Source organism: Pseudomonas sp. B37(2017), assembly GCF_002112885.1.
Classification (GTDB): Bacteria; Pseudomonadota; Gammaproteobacteria; order Pseudomonadales; family Pseudomonadaceae; genus Aquipseudomonas; species Aquipseudomonas paraglycinae.
The window spans coordinates 252302-270831 of record NZ_NEIX01000003.1 but is presented as its reverse complement, the minus strand read 5'-3'; the positions used below and the strand labels follow the sequence as shown (position 1 = coordinate 270831).

The 18530-nt window shown below is 56.2% G+C and carries 16 protein-coding genes; 14 read left to right on the top strand and 2 right to left on the bottom strand.

Features of this window, described 5'->3' with window-relative positions; translation table 11 throughout:
* Nucleotides 1–12: 12 nt before the first annotated feature.
* The 13 genes from tssM to CAF90_RS10475 all read left to right on the top strand — a co-directional run bounded on the left by tssM (nucleotide 13) and on the right by CAF90_RS10475 (nucleotide 15732).
* Nucleotides 13–3552, top strand: a complete 3540-nt coding sequence (tssM, locus tag CAF90_RS10530) for a type VI secretion system membrane subunit TssM (protein WP_085606161.1) — start codon at nucleotides 13–15, stop codon at nucleotides 3550–3552.
* A complete protein-coding gene (locus CAF90_RS10525; protein ID WP_011336583.1) occupies nucleotides 3552–4280 on the top strand; it encodes a PP2C family serine/threonine-protein phosphatase in 729 nt (242 codons plus the stop codon). Before tssM ends, CAF90_RS10525 begins: the two co-directional genes overlap by 1 nt.
* Nucleotides 4277–5278, top strand: a complete 1002-nt coding sequence (locus CAF90_RS10520) for a serine/threonine-protein kinase (protein ID WP_085606159.1) — start codon at nucleotides 4277–4279, stop codon at nucleotides 5276–5278. Before CAF90_RS10525 ends, CAF90_RS10520 begins: the two co-directional genes overlap by 4 nt.
* A 28-nt stretch (nucleotides 5279–5306) precedes the next feature.
* Nucleotides 5307–7343, top strand: a complete 2037-nt coding sequence (locus CAF90_RS10515; protein ID WP_085606157.1) for a type VI secretion system tip protein VgrG — start codon at nucleotides 5307–5309, stop codon at nucleotides 7341–7343.
* A 10-nt stretch (nucleotides 7344–7353) separates the two neighbouring features.
* Entirely contained in the window at nucleotides 7354–8364 is a 1011-nt protein-coding gene (locus CAF90_RS10510; protein ID WP_085606155.1) for a hypothetical protein, read from the top strand.
* Complete coding sequence (locus CAF90_RS10505; protein ID WP_256578432.1) at nucleotides 8364–11471, top strand: hypothetical protein; 3108 nt, start codon at nucleotides 8364–8366, stop codon at nucleotides 11469–11471. Before CAF90_RS10510 ends, CAF90_RS10505 begins: the two co-directional genes overlap by 1 nt.
* A complete protein-coding gene (locus tag CAF90_RS10500; protein WP_139834480.1) occupies nucleotides 11446–12027 on the top strand; it encodes a hypothetical protein in 582 nt (193 codons plus the stop codon). The genes CAF90_RS10505 and CAF90_RS10500 overlap by 26 nt, the downstream gene beginning before the upstream one ends.
* Before the next feature lie 210 nt (nucleotides 12028–12237).
* A complete protein-coding gene (locus CAF90_RS10495) occupies nucleotides 12238–12720 on the top strand; it encodes a hypothetical protein (RefSeq protein WP_170929369.1) in 483 nt (160 codons plus the stop codon).
* 28 nt (nucleotides 12721–12748) lie between these two features.
* Nucleotides 12749–12922: a hypothetical protein gene (locus CAF90_RS29725; RefSeq protein WP_256578431.1), complete on the top strand. Its 174-nt coding sequence runs from the start codon at nucleotides 12749–12751 to the stop codon at nucleotides 12920–12922.
* Between the two features lie 31 nt (nucleotides 12923–12953).
* The gene (locus CAF90_RS29720; protein ID WP_256578430.1) at nucleotides 12954–13124 is read left to right on the top strand and encodes a hypothetical protein; all 171 of its coding nucleotides are present in this window, start codon (nucleotides 12954–12956) and stop codon (nucleotides 13122–13124) included.
* Nucleotides 13125–13143: 19 nt separating this feature from the next.
* Nucleotides 13144–13692 (top strand): hypothetical protein, encoded by a 549-nt coding sequence (locus CAF90_RS10485; RefSeq protein WP_085606151.1) that lies wholly within the window; start codon nucleotides 13144–13146, stop codon nucleotides 13690–13692.
* Nucleotides 13679–14527 carry a type IV pilus biogenesis/stability protein PilW gene (locus CAF90_RS10480; protein WP_085606149.1) on the top strand — a complete coding sequence of 283 codons (849 nt, stop codon included), beginning with the start codon at nucleotides 13679–13681 and terminating at the stop codon, nucleotides 14525–14527. Before CAF90_RS10485 ends, CAF90_RS10480 begins: the two co-directional genes overlap by 14 nt.
* Before the next feature lie 116 nt (nucleotides 14528–14643).
* Nucleotides 14644–15732, top strand: a complete 1089-nt coding sequence (locus CAF90_RS10475) for a hypothetical protein (protein ID WP_256578429.1) — start codon at nucleotides 14644–14646, stop codon at nucleotides 15730–15732.
* A 62-nt stretch (nucleotides 15733–15794) separates the two neighbouring features.
* On the opposite strand, the gene CAF90_RS10470 is transcribed toward CAF90_RS10475, so the two are convergent.
* A complete protein-coding gene (locus CAF90_RS10470; RefSeq protein WP_085606147.1) occupies nucleotides 15795–16154 on the bottom strand; it encodes a DUF6124 family protein in 360 nt (119 codons plus the stop codon).
* Nucleotides 16155–16589: 435 nt separating this feature from the next.
* Here CAF90_RS10470 and CAF90_RS10465 point away from each other — a divergent pair, with 435 nt between their 5' ends.
* The gene (locus tag CAF90_RS10465; protein ID WP_007954413.1) at nucleotides 16590–16976 is read left to right on the top strand and encodes an SCP2 sterol-binding domain-containing protein; all 387 of its coding nucleotides are present in this window, start codon (nucleotides 16590–16592) and stop codon (nucleotides 16974–16976) included.
* Between the two features lie 120 nt (nucleotides 16977–17096).
* Here the strand turns inward: CAF90_RS10465 and CAF90_RS10460 are convergent, their stop codons facing one another.
* Nucleotides 17097–18497, bottom strand: a complete 1401-nt coding sequence (locus CAF90_RS10460; RefSeq protein ID WP_085606145.1) for an aminoacyl-tRNA deacylase and HDOD domain-containing protein — start codon at nucleotides 18495–18497, stop codon at nucleotides 17097–17099.
* Between the last annotated feature and the right edge of the window lie 33 nt (nucleotides 18498–18530).

Sequence of the window (18530 nt, the reverse complement as noted above, 5' to 3'; positions counted from 1 at the left end):
CAGGGACGTGTGATGAAAAAGTTTTTCAAGAAAGTCGGCGCCTTCCTGCGCCAGACCTGGGTCTGGACCCTGCTGCTGGTGCTGTTCGTGGCGCTGCTGGTGTGGTTCGTCGGCCCGCTGTTGGCAGTGGATGACTACAAGTTCTGGGAAAGCGCGACTTCGCGCCTGCTGACCATCAGCGTGCTGTTCCTGATCTGGGGCCTGACCATGGTCTTCGTCAGCTGGCGCGCCGGTATCCGCAAGAAAGCCGTCGAAGAAACCGAAGACGGCCAGGATCGTATTCGCCGCGAAGAGTTGATCGACGAAGAGCAGAAAGAGTTGAAGGAGCGTTTCAAGGACGCCCTGAAAACCCTCAAGACTTCGAGCCTGTATCGTGGCCGCAGTGAGCGCTGGCGCAGTGACTTGCCGTGGTACTTGCTGATCGGCCCGCAGGCCAGCGGCAAGACCAGCCTGCTGGACTTCTCCGGGCTGGAATTCCCGATCAACAAGATCGACCGCAAGCTGACCCGCGACACCCACGGCACCCGTCATTGCGACTGGTACTTCGCCGATCACGGTGTGCTGATCGACACCGCCGGCCGCTACCTGACCCAACCGGATTCGGAAGTCGACGGCAGCGCCTGGACCACTCTGCTGGAACTGCTGCGCAAGCGTCGTCGTGGTCGTCCGCTGAACGGCGTGCTGGTGACCATTCCGGTGGAAACCCTGACCAGTGGCAGCGAGCAGGACATCGACACGCTGGCTCGCCAGGTGCGCGCGCGTCTGCAAGACGTCTATCAGAAACTGCACGTCGACGTGCCGGTGTATCTGGTGCTGAGCAAGGCTGACAAGCTGCTGGGCTTCGACGAGTTCTTCGACCAACTGACCCGCGAAGAAAGCGATCAGGTGCTGGGCACCAGTTTCCGCAAGGATCAGCTTGGCACCGACGTGGCTGTGCTGCGCGGCGAGTTCGAAGAGCTGCTGCGTCGCCTCAACAGCCAGGTGATCATGCGCATGCACTCCGAGCGCGACACCCAGCGCCGTGGCCGCATCCTCGACTTCCCGCACCAGATGGGCCAGATCGGCGAGCGTCTGTGCCTGTTCGTCGACATGGCGTTCACCGGCAACCGCTACCAGCGTGCGACGCTATTGCGTGGTTTCTACCTGACCAGCGCCCCGCATCTGACCCACGAAATGGATTCGACCACCGCCGGTATCGGCGCGAGTCTGGGCATGAGCGCCGGCGTGTTGCCGACTCTGCGCAGCGGTCGTTCGCGTTTCATCCACCATTTGCTCAGCCGGGTGATTTTCCCGGAGTCCGACCTTGCCGGTCTGGACAAGCGCGAGCGCAGCCGCATCCATTGGGGCCAGCGTGCGTTGTACGTTGGTGCACTGGGCGCGCTGGCGTTATTCGGCATGCTCTGGGCCGGTGGTTTCTCGGCCAACTGGGAGCGTCTGGAAAACCTGCGCAATCTGGCGCAGAACTGGACTCAGCAGCGCACTGCACTGTCGCCGCGTGATGACGCCATGGGCACGCTGAAAACCCTCGACACCAGCTACGCCGCGACTCAGGTGTTCCCGAAGAAAAGCGACGCTGCGTATCACGAACGCGTCGGTCTGTATCAAGGCCAGGACGTCAATCCGGTGGTCAAGGAGGCTTACGAGCGCGAGCTTGAAAAGCAGCTGCTGCCGCGCGTTGCAACCATGCTCGAAGGCCAGATCCGCGCCAACATGAAGGACCGCGAAAAGCTGATCAACAGCCTGCGCGCGTACCTGATGCTGAACATGAAGGATCGTCGTGATGCGGCGTGGCTCAAGGATTGGGTCGCTACCGACTGGTCCCAGCGCTACAACGGCAACACCGCGGTGCAGAACGGTTTGAACGCGCACCTTGAACGTCTGCTGAAGCTGCCGTTTATCTACCCGCTCAACGAGCAACTGGTGACTCAGGCGCGTCAGGTTCTGCGCAGTGAATCGCTGGCAAACGTGGTTTACCGCATGCTCCGCGAGCAGGCGCGCAACCTGCCGGATTACCGTTTCAGCCAACACCTCGGGCCGCAGGGCTCGCTGTTCATTGGCACCGAGTACGTGATCCCGGGCTTCTACACCCAGACCGGTTATCAGCAGTATTTCTCGGTGCAAGGTGCGTCGTTGGTGACGGACATCCTGCGCGATAACTGGGTGCTGGGCGAAGGCGCCGGCATCAGCGACATGGACTTGCGTCGCCTGATGGTCGAGCTGGAGCAACTGTACTTCCGCGACTACGCCAACTACTGGAGCGAGGCCGTTGGCCAGGTGGCATTGCCGCCGATCAGCGATGCCGGCGAAGGCGCCGAGCAACTGGCGGGCCTGACCTCGGCCAACTCGCCGGTGCTGGCGCTGTTGACCGAAGTGCGTGAAAACACCCGTTTCCCGGCGGCTCCCGAGCCGGTGGATGAAGCCGGTGACGCCGCCGATGCTTTGGCGGGGCAGAAGGGCAAACTGGGCAAGGTCGGCAAACTCGCTTCGGCGTTGACGGACAAGGCTTCGGCCATGAACGTGGCGAAGAACCTGCCGGACACCGCCAAGAAGTCCCTGCAACGTCGCTTCGAGCCGCTGCATAAACTGCTCGACGACAACAATGGCCCGGCCGCTGACCTGACCCCGGCCTTCACGGCGCTCAACGACCTGCAACTGCAACTGGCGGGTCTCGCCCGTTCCAGCACGCCGGAGCAAGCCGCATTCGAACTGGCCAAGACCCGCATGAGCGGCCAGCGTGATGCGCTGACCAACCTGCGCAATGCGTCCGGTCGTCTGCCGCGTCCGCTGAGCGTGTGGTTCAACGTGCTGGCCGAAGACTCGTGGCGCCTGGTGCTCAACGATGCCTACCAATACCTGAACGGCCGTTATCAGAACGAGCTGTACAGCGTGTATGGCAAAACCATCAGCAAGCGCTATCCGTTCAGCGCGTCGAGCACCAGCGACGTGGCGATCAGCGATTTCCGCGAGTTCTTCCGGGCTCAAGGCACCATCGACCGCTTCTTCGACAACTACATGCGTCCGTTCGTCAGCGGTGATCCGGGCAACTACCGGATGCGCAGCATCGACGGTCGCAGCCTGCCAGTGTCCAAGGTCTTCCTCGACCAGATGGCGGCTGCACTGAACATTCGTCAGAGCTTCTTCTCGATCAACCCGGCCGAGCCGACCGTGCAGTTCAAGCTTGAGCCGTACACCCTCGATCCGGCGGTCAGCCGTTCCGAGTTCAAGTTCGGCGACAAGACCATGGAATACCGCCACGGTCCGATCCTGCCCATGAACTTCAAGTGGCCGACCGATGCTGAAGACGGTCGCACCAGCCTGGTCATGGACAAGATGGCCGGCCGCCCGATCGGCATCGAAAAGAACTCCGGCCCGTGGTCGCTGTTCCGTCTGTTCGACCTGATGCAGACCGAGTACCTGACCGGTCGCGACGTGCTGGTGCTGAAAGCCGATGTGGGTGGCCTGCGCGCCAACTACCTGCTGACCAGCCAGCGCACGCCGAACCCGTTCGACATGGGCGTGATGCGCACCTTCCGTATGCCGGTGCAGCTCTGATGCTGGTGGCCAGTCCCTGGCGCAGCGCGGCGCGAACCGACCCGGGCAAGGTGCGGTCGCGCAACGAAGATGCCTTCCTCGACACCCCGCAGCATGGGCTGTGGGTGGTCGCGGACGGCATGGGCGGTCATCAGGGTGGCGACATCGCCAGTCAGTTGATCGTCGCCAGCCTGGCTGAACTGCCGCAGCACGAAGACTTCGACGAACGCCTCAAAGCCATCCGCCAGTGCCTGCACTGGCTGAACCGGCGCCTGGGGCAGGAGTTGACCGTCACCGCCGGGCGCCACGACAGCATCATGGGCAGCACCGTTGTGGCGCTGCTGGTGGACGGCAATCGCGCGGCCTGCATCTGGGCCGGCGACAGCCGTTGCTACATGTGGCGCGGGCAGCGGTTGTATCAGCTGTCGAAGGATCATTCGCTGCAGCAGCAACTGATCGACGAGCAGCAGATGAGCGTCGAACAGGCAGCGGCGCACCCGGCAGCCCAGGCCTTGACCCGGGCGGTGGGCGCGGCGGAACAACTGACCCTGGATGTGCTGGAACTCGAGGTGTATCCGGGCGATGTGTTCCTGCTGTGCAGCGATGGTTTGTATCAAGGCCTGAGCAGCGATGCCCTCGGTAACGCCCTCAGCCTGGCGGCGCCGCATGTGGCGCTGGAACGTCTGTTCGACGGCGCCCTGCGTGGCGCCGCTCGCGACAACCTGACGGCCGTGGTGATCCGCCAATGACTGAAATCGAATCCTCAGTCGATGACTTGCTGATGAGCGAAGAGCAGGCCAACAACCTGACTTACTTCGCCTTCGCCAAGCAACATAACGCCGAACCCGCGCTGGCGCCGACCAAGGCCAGCGTCGGCGAACTGCCGGATGTTCTGGCAGGCCGCTACCATCTCGAGCGTCTGCTCGGGGCCGGTGGCATGGGTGCGGTTTACCGGGCCCGGGATCTGCTGCACGAACAGTTCGGCGATCCCGATCCTTACATTGCGCTGAAAATCCTCAGCGAAGAATTTGCCGAATCGCCGGACGCCAGTGCCTTGCTCTACAGCGAGTTCGCCCTGACCCGACGCCTGCGTCACGACAACGTGCTGCGACCGCACACGTTCGAAGTCGACACCGATTGCCAGCGGGCCTTCATCACCATGGAACTCATGCGTGGCCTGACCCTGGACAAACTGCTCTGCGAGCGGCCGCTGGGCCTGCCGTGGAAAGAACTGCGCGACATCGCGCTGCCGCTGCTCGACGCGCTGGCCTACGCCCACCGTCGCGGCGTGCTGCACGGTGACATGAAACCGAGCAACGTCATGCTCAGCGAAGACGGCGTGCGCCTGTTTGACTTCGGTCTTGGGCAAGCCGAGGAGGGCATCCTGCCCGGCCTGCCGCACCTGAGCCGCGAGCGCTTCAACGCCTGGACCCCGGGCTACGCCGCCCCCGAACTGCTTGAGGGCCAACCGCTGTCGGCCAGCGCGGACGTGTACGGCGTGGCCTGCGTGATCTATGAACTAGCGGGCGGCAAACACCCGTTCCGCCGCTTGCCCTCGACCCAGGCCCGTGACGAACACCTGGATCGCGAACTGCAAGCCCCGGCACATCTGCCGACACACTGCTGGCCCGCGCTGCGCACCGCGCTGGCCTTTGACCCGGCGGAGCGCAACATTTCTGCCGCCCAATTGCGTGACGCCTTGGGCGCCACTTCGTCCTGGTTGCAGCGTTTGCGGCTGAGGGCGTAACGGATGACATTCGAACAGGGAGCACTTTATGTTCAACCCAGCTAACGAAACGCACTTCAGCCTGACCGTTGAAGACTACGTGGGCGACCTGCAAGTGCTGTCGTTCACCGGCACCGAAGGCATCAGCCAGCCGTTCCGTTTCGACCTGGAACTGGTCAGCGAAAACCCGGATCTGGACCTGGAAAAACTCCTGCACAAACAGGCGTTCCTCGCCCTCGATCCGCAGGGCTCGGGCATCCACGGCCAGATCTACCGCGTCGCCCAGGGCGATGCCGGCAAACGCCTGACCCGCTACAAAGTCTCGCTGGTGCCGCAGCTGCAATACCTGCATCACCGCACCAACCAGCGCATCTACCAGCAGATGTCGGCGCCGAAAATCATCGCGCTGATCCTCGACGAGCACGGCATCAAGGGCAACGCCTACAGCTTCCAGCTCAGCCAGCCGTGCCCGGATCGCGACTACTGCGTGCAGTACGACGAAACCGACCTGCACTTCGTCCAGCGTCTGTGTGAAGAGGAAGGCATTCACTACCACTTCCAGCACAGCAAGAAAGGTCATCTGCTGGTGTTCGGCGATGACCAGACCGTGTTCCCGAACCTCGGCCAGCCGACCGCGTATGTGCAGGGCAGCGGCATGGTCGCCGAAGAACCGGTGATCAAAGGCTTCAAGCTGCGCCTGGAAACCCGCACCAGCCGCACCACCCGCCGCGACTACGACTTCGAAAAAACACGCCTGCAAATGGAAGCCGCGTACAAACCGGACGGCGAGAGCACTGAACCGGATCTGGAAGACTACGACTACCCGGGTCGCTTCATCGACCGCGCCCGCGGCAAGTTCCTCAGCCAGCGCGCCCTCGAACGCCATCGCGCCGACTACCGCCAGGCCGAAGGTCGCGGCGACCAGACCAGACTCGTCAGCGGCCACTTCATGGAAATGTCCGACCACCCGCGCAGCGAGTGGAACGACCTGTGGCTGCTCACCGAAATCTTCCACGAAGGCAAACAGCCGCAAGTCCTCGAAGAGTCGGTGACCAGCGACACCACCGACAACAAGGACGACTTCCACCAGGGCTACCGCAACACCTTCCTCGCCACCCCGTGGGACGTGTTCTACCGCCCGGCCCTCGAACACCCGAAACCCCGCGTGCTTGGCAGCCAGACCGCCATGGTCACCGGCCCCAAAGGCGAAGAAATCCACTGCGACCAGTACGGCCGCATCAAAGTGCAATTCCACTGGGACCGCGAAGGCCTGGCCGACGACAAAACCAGCTGCTGGCTGCGCGTCTCCAGCTCCTGGGCCGGCGACCGCTACGGCGCCATCTCCATCCCGCGCATCGGCATGGAAGTCCTCGTCACCTTCCTCGAAGGCGACCCGGACCAACCGCTGGTCACCGGCTGCCTGTACCACAAGGAAAACCCGGTGCCGTACGCCCTCCCGGCGAACAAAACCCGCAGCGTCTTCAAAACCCTCAGCTCCCCGGGCGGCGGTGGCTACAACGAACTGCGCATCGAAGACAAAAAAGGCGCCGAACAAATCTTCATCCACGCCCAGCGCGACTGGGATGAAAACGTCGAGCACGATCAGAAGATTCGGGTCGGGAATGAACGTCACGACACCGTGGTGAAGAACACCTACACCGAGCTGAAGGCTGAAGAACACCGCACCACGATTTCCGACCGCAAAGTCGAAGCGCGGATGGATGACCACCTGACTATTGGTGAGAACCAGCATGTGAAGCTGGGGACTGCGCAACTGACCAGCGCCGGGAAAGAGATTCACATCAAGGCTGGGGACAAGATTGTTATTGAGGCGGGGACTGAGCTGACCATCCTGGGGGGCGGAAGCTTCATCAAGCTCGATGGTGGTGGTGTGACGGTGGTTGGGCCGGTGGTGAAGATTAATGCTGGCGGTTCGGCTGGGTCGGGGACTGGGATCGGGATTAAGCCGCCGGTGCTGCCGGGGGCGGCGGATAAGGATAAGGCGGGGAGTTTGATGGATCAGGCGTTGTTGAATGCGCCGCCTGAGAAGGTTAAGCCGAAGGCTTTTTTTGTGTTTTCTGAGTAATGAGTTAGTTATGAAAATTAAAAAGAACGCCGGGAAATTCGGCTTGAGATGGATCGTGTTGCTGGTATTGGGCCTGAGTTCAGACGTATTCGCCATTCAGTGCCCTTCTGATAATTTTCATGGTTTTGTGAAAGAGTTTTTGGCGAAGCCAGAGGTACAACGCGCGTTTACCGCTTCTCCTATCCACTTTTTGGAGGTTGTTGCCGAGGGTAGTCAACCTAAAGTGGTTGAGCGAGAAATTGAGGTACTAGGGGGGGGAGAGCTGAGCGCGGTCTCTCCCGAAGTAGTCGAAATGTCGAGTTTGGAGGTAAAGGTTCAACCTCCGAATAAGATCTTCGTACGTGATCGGGCAGGAGAGTTGCTGAAAATCCTTACATTCCAAAAAGCCGATTGCTGGTCTTTGAGTAGCCTTGAAAATTGGTCGTTAGAAACCGTGTTGGACTCTCAGGTTGATGCATCAAGTCTCCCTCCTGGGGAGCGCAGCTTGATGAGAGGGAAAAGCTATGCTGATTTGGCGATGGAAGCAGAGTTTCCAGCATCAAGTCAGCTTTATATTTCTGCACTTGATAGCTATATGAACGGCGCAGATAAGGGCTCCATAGAAGCGGGGTATCAGGCAGTCTTGCTGAGCCTGTCAGGCCAAGCGCCGCGCTTGGATGACTCCAGGATTCTTGAGCTTCTGCTCAGCGCGGCCAGCACTTCTGGAGCAGCAAATTTGGCACTAGCGAACTTCTATTGCGACGAAGGCCGTTATGACCAAGTCCGTCCCTGCGCAGATCCCCAAAAGTCTTTGAACGCCCTTGAGGCAGGTTCAAAACTGGGCTCTATGGAAGCGTTGAATCAATTGGGACTCTCATATGAAAGGGGGACCCTCGGTACTAAAAACATCAATCGTGCACTGGCGTGTTTCCAAGCTGCGGCTGCTCAAGGTTTTGAGTTATCCAAGGAAAATGCAGCGAGATTGATTGCCAAGAATGTAAAAACTGAATCCTCAAATTGCTTGAAGCAGGAAGCTAACTGATGACTACTGGAGTTCTTGAGCAGCGACCGCTCTATACCAAAGGCGATTATGTTTATGGTGGCGGCAAGGGAAAAGATACTGATGGCGACGGCAAAAAAGAGATTGATTGCTCAACTTTAGTGTGGGAAATGCTAAAGGCGGCTGGCTATAACGTTCCGTACAATAATACTGCTTTGCTCAAAACTAACGTCGACAATTACGATGTTATTGAGTGGAAAGATGTGTTGCCAGGGGATATCGCGCTTTGGCCAACCCATACGGGATTTGTCGAAGATATCGATGTCGAAAACAGAAGTGGAAACTTTTTCGGTTCACAAAATTCGACTGGTCCTGCTTCCGCTAAATTTGGGAACGGTTCAAATTATTGGCGAATGCCGATAAAGTTCTTACGAGTTAAGGAGATTTTTAAGACAGGTTCCCAACCTGCGTCTACCCCTGCGCCGACTCCCACAGCGCCGACTGCGCCAGCCGCTGCTCCTATAATGAATTTTCAATTTCCATTTAGAAAGGCTGATGGAACACAGTTCAGAGATTCTGAAGAGGTTTTTAAGGCCCTTGAGGGTGAGACTTCGGGAAATTTTTTATTAGGTAATCATGGTTTTTGGCATGGCGGAATTCATATATCACATAGGATTGCCCCGCAATGTATGCGAGACGAGCCTATTCGTTGTATTGGAGACGGTGTCGTCGTAGCCTACCGTTTGAATGAAGATTATCTAGCGACTGCATTTGAGGCATCAAATTCTACAGAAGCATTGAAATACTCAAATTCATTTTGTCTTGTTAGGCATGACTATAAGTCACCTCCAAATAAGGAAGTGACGCCTAGCACTAAGAATGAGCTCGTATTTTATAGCCTGTATATGCATCTGCTACCATATGACAGGTATGCGGATGACCCAGAGCAACCAAGTGCTCCAAAAATAAAAATGATTGCAAGTGGGTTTAAAGCGCGAAGCGATATTCTTGGCGCAACCGGCTGCGTCGAATATGGTTCGATTTCTGCTGGAACTGAAATTGAAATACTAGAAGAGCATTCTGATCACGTCCACGCCAAGGGTAAGCTGATTAAAGGCACTGTTGGAGGGCGCACTCCAGGGCAAGATTTTTGGTTCGCTTATAAACAAAACGGCATCGCCTATCCAAGAGGTGATGGAAGCGCGAGCTGGAACGCAATAACTGCACCAGAGCGAAAGAAGCCAGACTATTGGAAGGGAAAAGTTAGAGCTGTAGTTTCCGGAACGGGGCTTACTTTGCGAGCGGCTCCCTCAACGCAAAGTCACGGTGCTTTAGCTGGGGCTGCAATTAGGCAGGTAAATAGTATAGGACAGAACGAAGACTTAGTTCTTTGTACAAATAGCATAATAGAATTTGATAGCGGGAAAGTTTTTAGCCTGAAGATTGGCTCTAAGCTTTTCAAAATGGCGGAATGCTCCTTTGTACCGAGTACCTCCGGTGCCGCAACCGGTTTGAAAAGCCATTCCACTCCTGTGCCCGCCACTTTTTGGGCTTGTGTTGAAAAACCTTATGTTCAATTGCAAGGCTTGGTTCCGACTGAGTTTGATAAGATTGTGCCGATGGATACGGCAATTAAGGCAGGCGACACAATTGGTTTTCTTGGTTTAAATGAAACATTGGCAGGTCCAGATGGTGGGGTTTCGAGAAGTTATCAAGTTCACGTGGAGATTTTTTCGGCTGATCCTAAAATTGAGGATTTTCTAAAAAATAAAGCAAATGTGAAACAGGGGAAACAATACCTGCATTTGCCAGCGAATACGAACTTAAGGAGTAAGCCTCCGCAAACCGGAGTGGTGACGATTTCTAATGAAAGCTTTGTAGAGCTTGGAAAGGCCGTTCTATATAAGGACACTGAAGAATGGTATGAAATAACTATCATTGATAACGCAGAAAGCAAAACCGGTTTGCTCAAAAAAGAAGGCGCGAAGCTCCTCAGTCAACACGATTGGGAAAAGCTAGGTTTTCGTGTTGTTAAGGAGTCGAATTCAAATTCCGATGGTTTTCTGGATCCCGGAAATATGCCGGAGTTCTTTCAAGCCTTATATAACGATTTGGATAAGTTTGGTAATAAAGATCAAAAAGTCACCCCCGAAGATTTTCCAATTGCGCTTAAAAATGTAGAGTTTAGGAATCACTGGTCAAAGCTTATTGCATATCACCCAACAGAGTGGAAATCTAAATCTGATTCTGCCAAGTGGGCGCGACTGGATACGTTGCTCGAGGAGTATCCGCCTGTCCTGAAACACGAAAAAGAGCGGATTGATAGCTTAATATTTTGGGATGATCCGATTATACAATCTAAAGGTTTGGGCGACGGGGTTGTATGGCACTTTCATCCAATTGCGTTTCTTGGTAATCAGATTGGTGGGCGCGGAAAAATAAAAATTACCGTGGAGATGTTGAAGAAGGTATTTGATGGAATAAAAAATTCAACAGAGCAGGATGATCTGTTGGCAGAAGTTGCTTCCCAAATAAATGAGAACTGTGAGAGGTATAAACTAGATACCCCGTTGAGGTTGAGTCACTTTTTTGCTCAGGTAAGGCAGGAAATCGGCTCTAAGTGCGCGGTGGTAGAAGACTTTACCTATGGAGTTCCTGGTCTAAAGGGTACCTTTAAGTATTTTAGGGATCACCCCGACGAAGCAACGACTTATGGTTATCCAGGCCCTACTAAATACGTATCTCACGAAAATCAGGTTGCGATTGCCAATCGGGCATATGGCGGGAAGTTAGGGAACGGAAACATCGCCTCTGGTGAGGGTTGGAAGTATCGTGGGCGAGGTCTGAAGCACTTAACGGGTAAAGCAAACTATCAAGCCTTTGAAGACTATCATAAAACATTCTGGGGTGAGGAAGTTGACTTTGTGGGGCAGCCGGATATCTTGCATACGCAGTTTAAGTATTCTGTTCGTTCGGGTGTTTATTTCTGGCTAAAAAATGATATTTTTGTAGAGGCAGATAAAGGGGATGCGGCCGAGAATGTGGATGCCGTTACTCGGATTATTAACAGAGATACTGATAGTTATGATAAGCGTCGAGAGCATTTTAAAAGGATATATAAAATTGAAAAAATTTTTGAAAATGTCTAAGTTGCATTGTTTTTTTGCAATGGTTTTATGTTTGGTCGGGTCTAATGTGCGGGCTGATGCGGCGCCTACAATTAGTGAGTTTCATCCTACTGTCGTGGCTTCAGTTGGAGATAAAAAAATTGCGGTGTTCTTTTTAAAAAATAGTCTTAGAGAAATGGCTAAAGGAGAATATGTCGCGGATGCGGAGATATATTATGCTCCGATTGGTTCGAATAAGACTTTCTTTAAGTATGTTTGGAAGGTCGAGGGTGACCAAATTGCTTCCGTATTTTTCTATGATTGGAAATCTCCGGAGCGAGCCGGTAAATCCATGTATGTTCTGACTAAGACAAGGTTGTCTGATGCCGCGTTTGATGGGTTTACATATTCAGTTATGGAACTTCCGATAAGGCTCGAGGGTGAAAGTGCCTCTTTGCTCTATTTCACAGGTGACCCATCCGATCCGGCCTTGCAAAACTGCAAGGATGGAAAAGACCTGGTTTCTGGAGTTGGCGTGGTATGTGACTATAAGGACGCTGCGAGTATTAAGAAGTATTTTAATTTGCAGGATAAGTGAGATTGCTTTTTAAGAAATAGATAATCAAAGCGGACGGATCTAGCTTTTAGCTTGGTCCGCTCCTCTTGATTTATCTGGTTGAGATTAAGCTCTACAGTAACGGGGAAGCGCGACAAATTAGTTTCAGCGTTAAAATGCTACCCGCCTATTCACAGTATTTTAACCCTCAGAGGCTACGTTAAAAATGGCAGTCTGTTAAGGTGTTGCATTGTGAAAGAGTATTCAATTCTACTCGGCAGTCTCTTAGTCATTGCCACGTCCGTGGCTTACGCCGCCAACCCAGCCTTCAAGGATTACACCGTCACCCCAGTGTTCACCGGCATCAATCACGAACCGGTGTCGCAAGAACACAGCAACCCGATGATGGATAAGGATCGTGCGCAGGTACTTAAAGGCAAGGTCAACTTTGCCGGCCACTACATCCTGTACCAATTTGGTTGTGGCGGCAGCACCTTGTGCGGCGAAGTACTGGATGCGCGTACGGGGGAGGTTGTCGGCGGACTGCCGAATGCATACGACGGCAATGCGTTAAGCCTGTCAAACCGGCCTGATAGCCGTTTGCTCATTGTTTCCGGCATTGCGGCCGATACCGAAGAGGACGCGCAGGGTAATGAGCTGGAAAGCCGCTACAGGACCCGCTACTTCGAATTTGTGAACAACGAGTTCCGGCTGCTGACGTTCAAGGATTTGTGATCGCCGCCGTTTGATTAAGGATGATTGGATGAACCGCTTTTCCATTCGGCCCATGCTGAGTGCACTTCTACTTTTGCCCCTCATCTACGCCATTCCGGCAACTGCCGAAGCAGGGAGTTGCTACGGCTATCTCACTGAAATGGTCAGGAGCAGCAACTTCCCGTTTCGCTATGTCGGCAAGGAAGGTCAATCTCCTGATTGATGAAGACGACGGTGAAATGGTGCGAGCCCAGTTGCTCTTTGATACGGACGGCACCGGCACCATCGGCTGGATCAAATACACCCCGGCCACTCGGGTGTTGCTCAACACCTCGGCTGAACTGGAAGAGCCGGTGGAACTGTCATTCGATGCCAAATTCGCCGACGGCTACGCAAAGTGCCTGGCTGGACAACAGGCCGGTTAACGGCAAAAGGGAATTTTCCATGAATGAGTATCTTCTCGCGGGCAGCCTTTCGCTGCTGCTCTCGCTGCCAGCTTTCGCCGCTCCCCAGGACGCCTACACCCAACGCGATGCCATGCAATGTGGCGGTGTTGAAGTGGTGATGGTGTCGTCCTGCCGATCCGTGACGGTGGATGACGCAGAAACCCACCTCATCCCGGTCTGCTCCGACCAGACGATCAACATTGGCGGCAAAGTGTTGCGCCGCAACATCGACAAGGTTTCACAGCTTACGTCTGACGGTAAGAACGCGAAGATGCTGAGCAACGTTGTCGTGGCGATGGGTTGTGTGGAAGGCACCAAGGGCAGCCTTGTTTCGATTGGCGGCTACGGCGGTTGCGGTGCCTGTCCTGAATGGCGCGGCTATTACTCGACGGCGGGGCGATTGGAGCAATACAGCTTCGATAATACCCAGCGCTCATTTGGTTCGAAGGGTTCCTGGGAAGAACTGATCAAGGCTTATGGCGTGACGAAGAGGCAGCTGCAGTCGGAAAGTCCGTCAGTGAAAAGGATCGACTATGGGCAGCCTTAAGTGGGTATTGATGATCGGCAGTCTGTGCAGCGCTATGAGCGCGTTTGCCGAGGACCCGCCGATAGTCGGTGTCAACGGGAACACGGTGTCATTTCGGGCTACAGAATGGACGATGTCCGGTGTGGATTCGGCGACTGCGTGGTTCACCGCCAATGGGAAAACCTTTCCGCTCTTTGGCGCCGATATTGGCGCCGATGGGCACTCCAATATGCTCAGTCCTGACAAGAAAACCTTGCTGCTCGACCCGGTGATCTTCGGCATGTTGTCGGACGAAAACGGTGAAGAGAAGCTAGTGTCGCAACAGCATTGCACGGTGATCTCCATGGAGACCGGTTGTGTGCTGGCTGATCGTTCGGCCACTTTTTGTGTCGGTCAGTGGAAGGGCAATCAATGGGTAACCGGCGCCGGCGATGTGCTCACTCCCGCCCTGGAGACGAGGTCTCCAAAGGACTTGCTGAAACATGTCTCAAGTAACGAACTGGCGCAGTCCCGCGCAGAGTCCATCGAATGGGGTCTGGTCTTTTTAAGTCCGGAGTCTTACATGGCGTGTCACCCCCCGGCGCAAAATGTTCAGGCCTATAACGACTTGGGCTTTTACCTGGCCGAGGGCGGTAAAGATGAGGTGGCGCTGAAGTTCTATCGAGGCGTTGAAGCCGTCGGTAAACGCACCGTGCTGATGTTGAACATCGCCGATTCACTCTGGCGCCTTGATCGCAAAGACGAAGCGCAGCGCTATTACAGCCAGTACCGCGACGCGATGAGTGCGGACGGTAAGGCGCAGAAAATACCTCAACGTGTAGTTGAGCGATCCGTCTTTCAGGGAATGAAAAATTGAACATGTTTGTGCGCTTTATCGCGTTGAGTATCGGTTTGTCCGTGGGCCATGCTGGCAGCTGGAAGAAGTGATGGATTACTCGCTTTGAAACAGGTGGCAAGTTGAAAAGATTAGGCTTGATCGCGTTATTGCTGTGTTCTTTCTCTGCGGGGGCGGGGCCGATGTTCCCGTCTCTCACGTCGTGCAGGGACGCTGACAGCGACTGTGCGCTGGCGCTGAAAGACGATTTTCTGGTAGACGCACACTCCGGGCAGCGTCTCTCCGAAAGGCCGGTATCGGCCGGTGCGGCGAGTGTTTTCTGGCTGTATCGCGATGGCGAGCGCTACATCCTGGAGGAAGAAAACTCTTCACAGTCGAAGACGCGGCGTTGGCTGGTTTTCACTTATGACAGCGGCAAAGTGGTGCTCGACGGCGCTTATGTTTTCTCGATAGACATTAATATGAACACGGGCCCCTACTGGCATGGCTACGACTGCCGAGGTAATGCCAGGCCATTCGCCGTGCCCACGAAAGATCCGTTCAATGACGTCGCTTTGGAGGCGTTGTGTGGGGAGGCCGAAGGTTGGGTCGTCTCGGGCGGGGGTGCCAAGGTCCCGGTGTCGGCCAAGGGGCTGGCCGTCAGTGTCCCCGTTTATTACGCCCGCAGCCGTGAGGGTTCAGCGACGTACCTGTTCACTGAAAGCGATGTTCCGGATCTTTCGAAGCTGGTTTGCCTGTCCAACTGTGCCGATGCCGCCAAAAAGCCGGAGCGCGTTTCGCTGGAGACGGCACCATTGAAGGGCGGGCAGGATGGAACTTTGTGCTCGGATGATGAAGACATCTACTTCAGTTGCCCGTTGCGGGGCGGGAAGACGGTTTCTGTTTGTGCGACGGGTAACAGCAAGCCCACGGCCGGTTCTGTTCACTACCGCTACGGTGCGCCGGGGAACATCGAGATGGTCTACCCGAAGAATGCTATGCCACCCAAGGGAAAATTTTTTGTTGTAGATGCGTCGGAAGGCAGCGTGAACCTGAACATCATCAAGTTCAAAAGCGGTGCGTATACCTACCTCGTTAGTCAGGCCTTCGTGAGTTTTCTGACGGTGCTCAAGGAGGGCAAAGTTGTATTCAGGCAGCGATGCGACTCAGGAAGTTATTCCTTCATAAACCGGGCGGCGCTTCTTGGGTTGGAGTCGCGACCAAAAAGCGAAGAGGACTTTCGCTAGTTGCTGTTGCCGAGGCTCAGGAAAGGGGACTCAACGTCCCCTTTTTTCCGCTCGCGATTCAGCTACGGCTTGGCCTGATACTCCCGAAACTCAATGTGATCGAGCGTGCCTTCCACCATCAATCGAACGCCGTCCGCCATTCTGCTAAGGCCCAGCGCCATCGAGCGGCGGGGGCCGTCGAGGTCGTCGGCCAGGTTGGCGGCGAAGGCGCTGATGGAGAGCAGGTCTTCGGAGGCGTTGGCCATGAGGGCTTCGGCGTCGGCGTTGGGGCAGAGGGCGAACAGGCCGCCCAGGCGTTTGGGGCGTGGGGTGGTGGGTTTGAAATGGTGGTCGAGGGCGCGTTCGGCGGCTTCGTGGAGTTTCTTTGAGTCTGGGAATTCGTAAGGGGAAACTTCTTCGTCAGTGAAGGTTGGGTCGATCATCGGTGTAAATCCTTTTGAGTTGGAAAGATTTGCTCCGGTTTTCGGACTTGCACATCCGGTCACCGATTTTGCGGTGACGGACAGAGGTTATCGATGAACTCCGAACACGCCTAGTTCATGGACAGCACCGCAGTTTGAAGAACATTTCCCAAGGATTTGCGGGGTCGAGGAACAAGAAACCAAAGCTTTCGGCAGCTCCTACAGGAATGTGTTTCTTCAGGTGTAGGACGGGGGATGGTGTGACGCGGAGCGTCACGGGAGGCATTCCCACGCAGAGCGTGGGAACGAGCAAGGCTAGGGGGCTGGAAATCGTGACTTGGTAGTCATCTGGCAGGAAAAGCCCAGCATCGTCTTCTATCAGCCCAACATAGTGGCGAATCCATCCGAATCCCTTACACTCCCCCAGCCGTTCATTTTCCTTTTGAGGCTGTGCGCATGAAATTTCGTTTTCTTCTGTGGATGCTGGGTCTGTTGATGGGTAAGGCCAGTCGGACAAATCCTGCGTTCCAGCAGCAGTTGGGTGACAAGGATCTGGTGTTTCAGCTACAGACTCTGGACGGGAAGGTGGCGCGGCATTTCGTGGTGAAGGATCAGCGCATTACCAGCAAGTCCGGGGTGGTGGCGGAGCCTGCGTTTGCGATTGCCTTTAAAGACGCGGCGTTCGGGTTTGCGACGATGCAGGCGAAGAACAAGCAGCTGGCGTTCATGCAGGGGATTCAGGACAAGTCGATCCAGCTCAAGGGCAATCCGGCGCTGGTGATGTGGTTTCAGGGGTTGATGAAGTATTTGAAGCCGCGGAAGGCGAAGGCCAAGGCTGCTTGAGTATTGTGTGAGGCTGTGACGCGGAGCGTCACGGGCTGCATTCCCACGCAGAGCGTGGGAACGATCAAATACAAAGGCCCCACACTCGGTTGAGTGTGGGGCCTTTTTTATGAGCGTAAGTCAGGCCTGGCTGAACTGCGAAGCCAATTCACGCAGCAGCACTTCCGCCTCAAGCACTTTGCTGACAACGTCATTGGCCTTGTCACGAGTCAAACCAACACGCTCCAGCAGCGCATCCGGAATGTCTTCATCCGGCCCGGAGCCAATCCCGCGACTGCGCAGCAGGCGCACGGCCAGGCAGACGAGGTTCGGGTATTCGGCGTAGGCGCCGTCGTAGTTCGGGTCGTGCTGGAAGCGCAGGGCGGTGGCCAGTTCGTCCGGCATGTCCCAGTAGCGCATCAGCCAGGAGCCGATCTGTTCGCGGCTGATGCCCAGCAGGTGTTGCTCGACGTAGCTGTGGCACAGGTGCGGGTTGACCTCCAGGTGGCGGCAGATCAGCGAGAAGTGCGGCGGGAACACGTGGGCCAGCAGCAGGTAGCCGAAGTTGTGTAGCAGGCCTGCGAGGTAGGTCAGGCCGGCTTCCGGGCGCTGGGCGCGCGGCATGGCGCGGGTCAGGCCTTCGATGACGGCGGCGGTGTAGATCGACTGTTGCCAGTACGGCGTGGTGTGTTGCGGGTGATCCTTGGGCAGGCTCAGGGTCTTGCCGAGGGCCAGGCCCAGCGCCAGGTTGATCACCAGATCGAAGCCCAGCACGCGGACGATCGCGTCTTCCACCGAACGAATCTTGCCCGGCGAGGCGTAGTACGGCGACGCCGCCCAGCTCACCACTTGCGCAGCCAGCGCCGGGTCGGTTTCGACCACGCCGGTGATGTCGTCGATGGTGGCGTTCGGGTCGACGCGCAGCTTGATGATTTTTTGTGCGGTTTCGGCCAGCGGCGGAATCTCGATGGTCGCTTCCAGACGCTGCTGGATGCGCCGCGCGGTGAACGCTTGTACGGCCTGGGTGATTTCCTCGCGGTCATCGTCCGGGCGGTCGAGGTTCGGGCGGATGCTGCTCAGGGCTTCGCCGAAGTTGGCGGCGCTGGCCTTGGTCAGCATGGTCTTGAAGTCTTCGCTGGCGATTTCCAGCAGCAGGCCCGGCTCGCCGGAGTTGATCAGCAACTTCGGCTCGCGCAGCAGGCCTTCTTCGTAGAGGCACGGCGAGCTGGTCAGCGCCGGCAGGCCCGGCAGCAGGCTCAGGCTGTGTTTGCCGAGCATCTTTTCCAGGCGCTCGGTGGACACGGCGGTCAGGCGACGGCCTGTCAGTTCGGCGAGGCGGTTGAGATCCAGCAACTGGCTCTGTGGAAACAGCACCATCAGCGCACCGACCGCGTCGTCCAGCAACACCGCCTGCACTTTGCGCGAGGCGTTGAGGCCGTGATGGTCGAGCACTTCTTCGTAGGCGACGCCCAGCTTGTTGAGCAGCAGCCGAATAACAGACGGAGCGTGCGGTGATTCGGGGGCGAGAGCAGCTTCGGTCATGGTCTGTATCCGTTTTTGAAACAATTGCTGGAG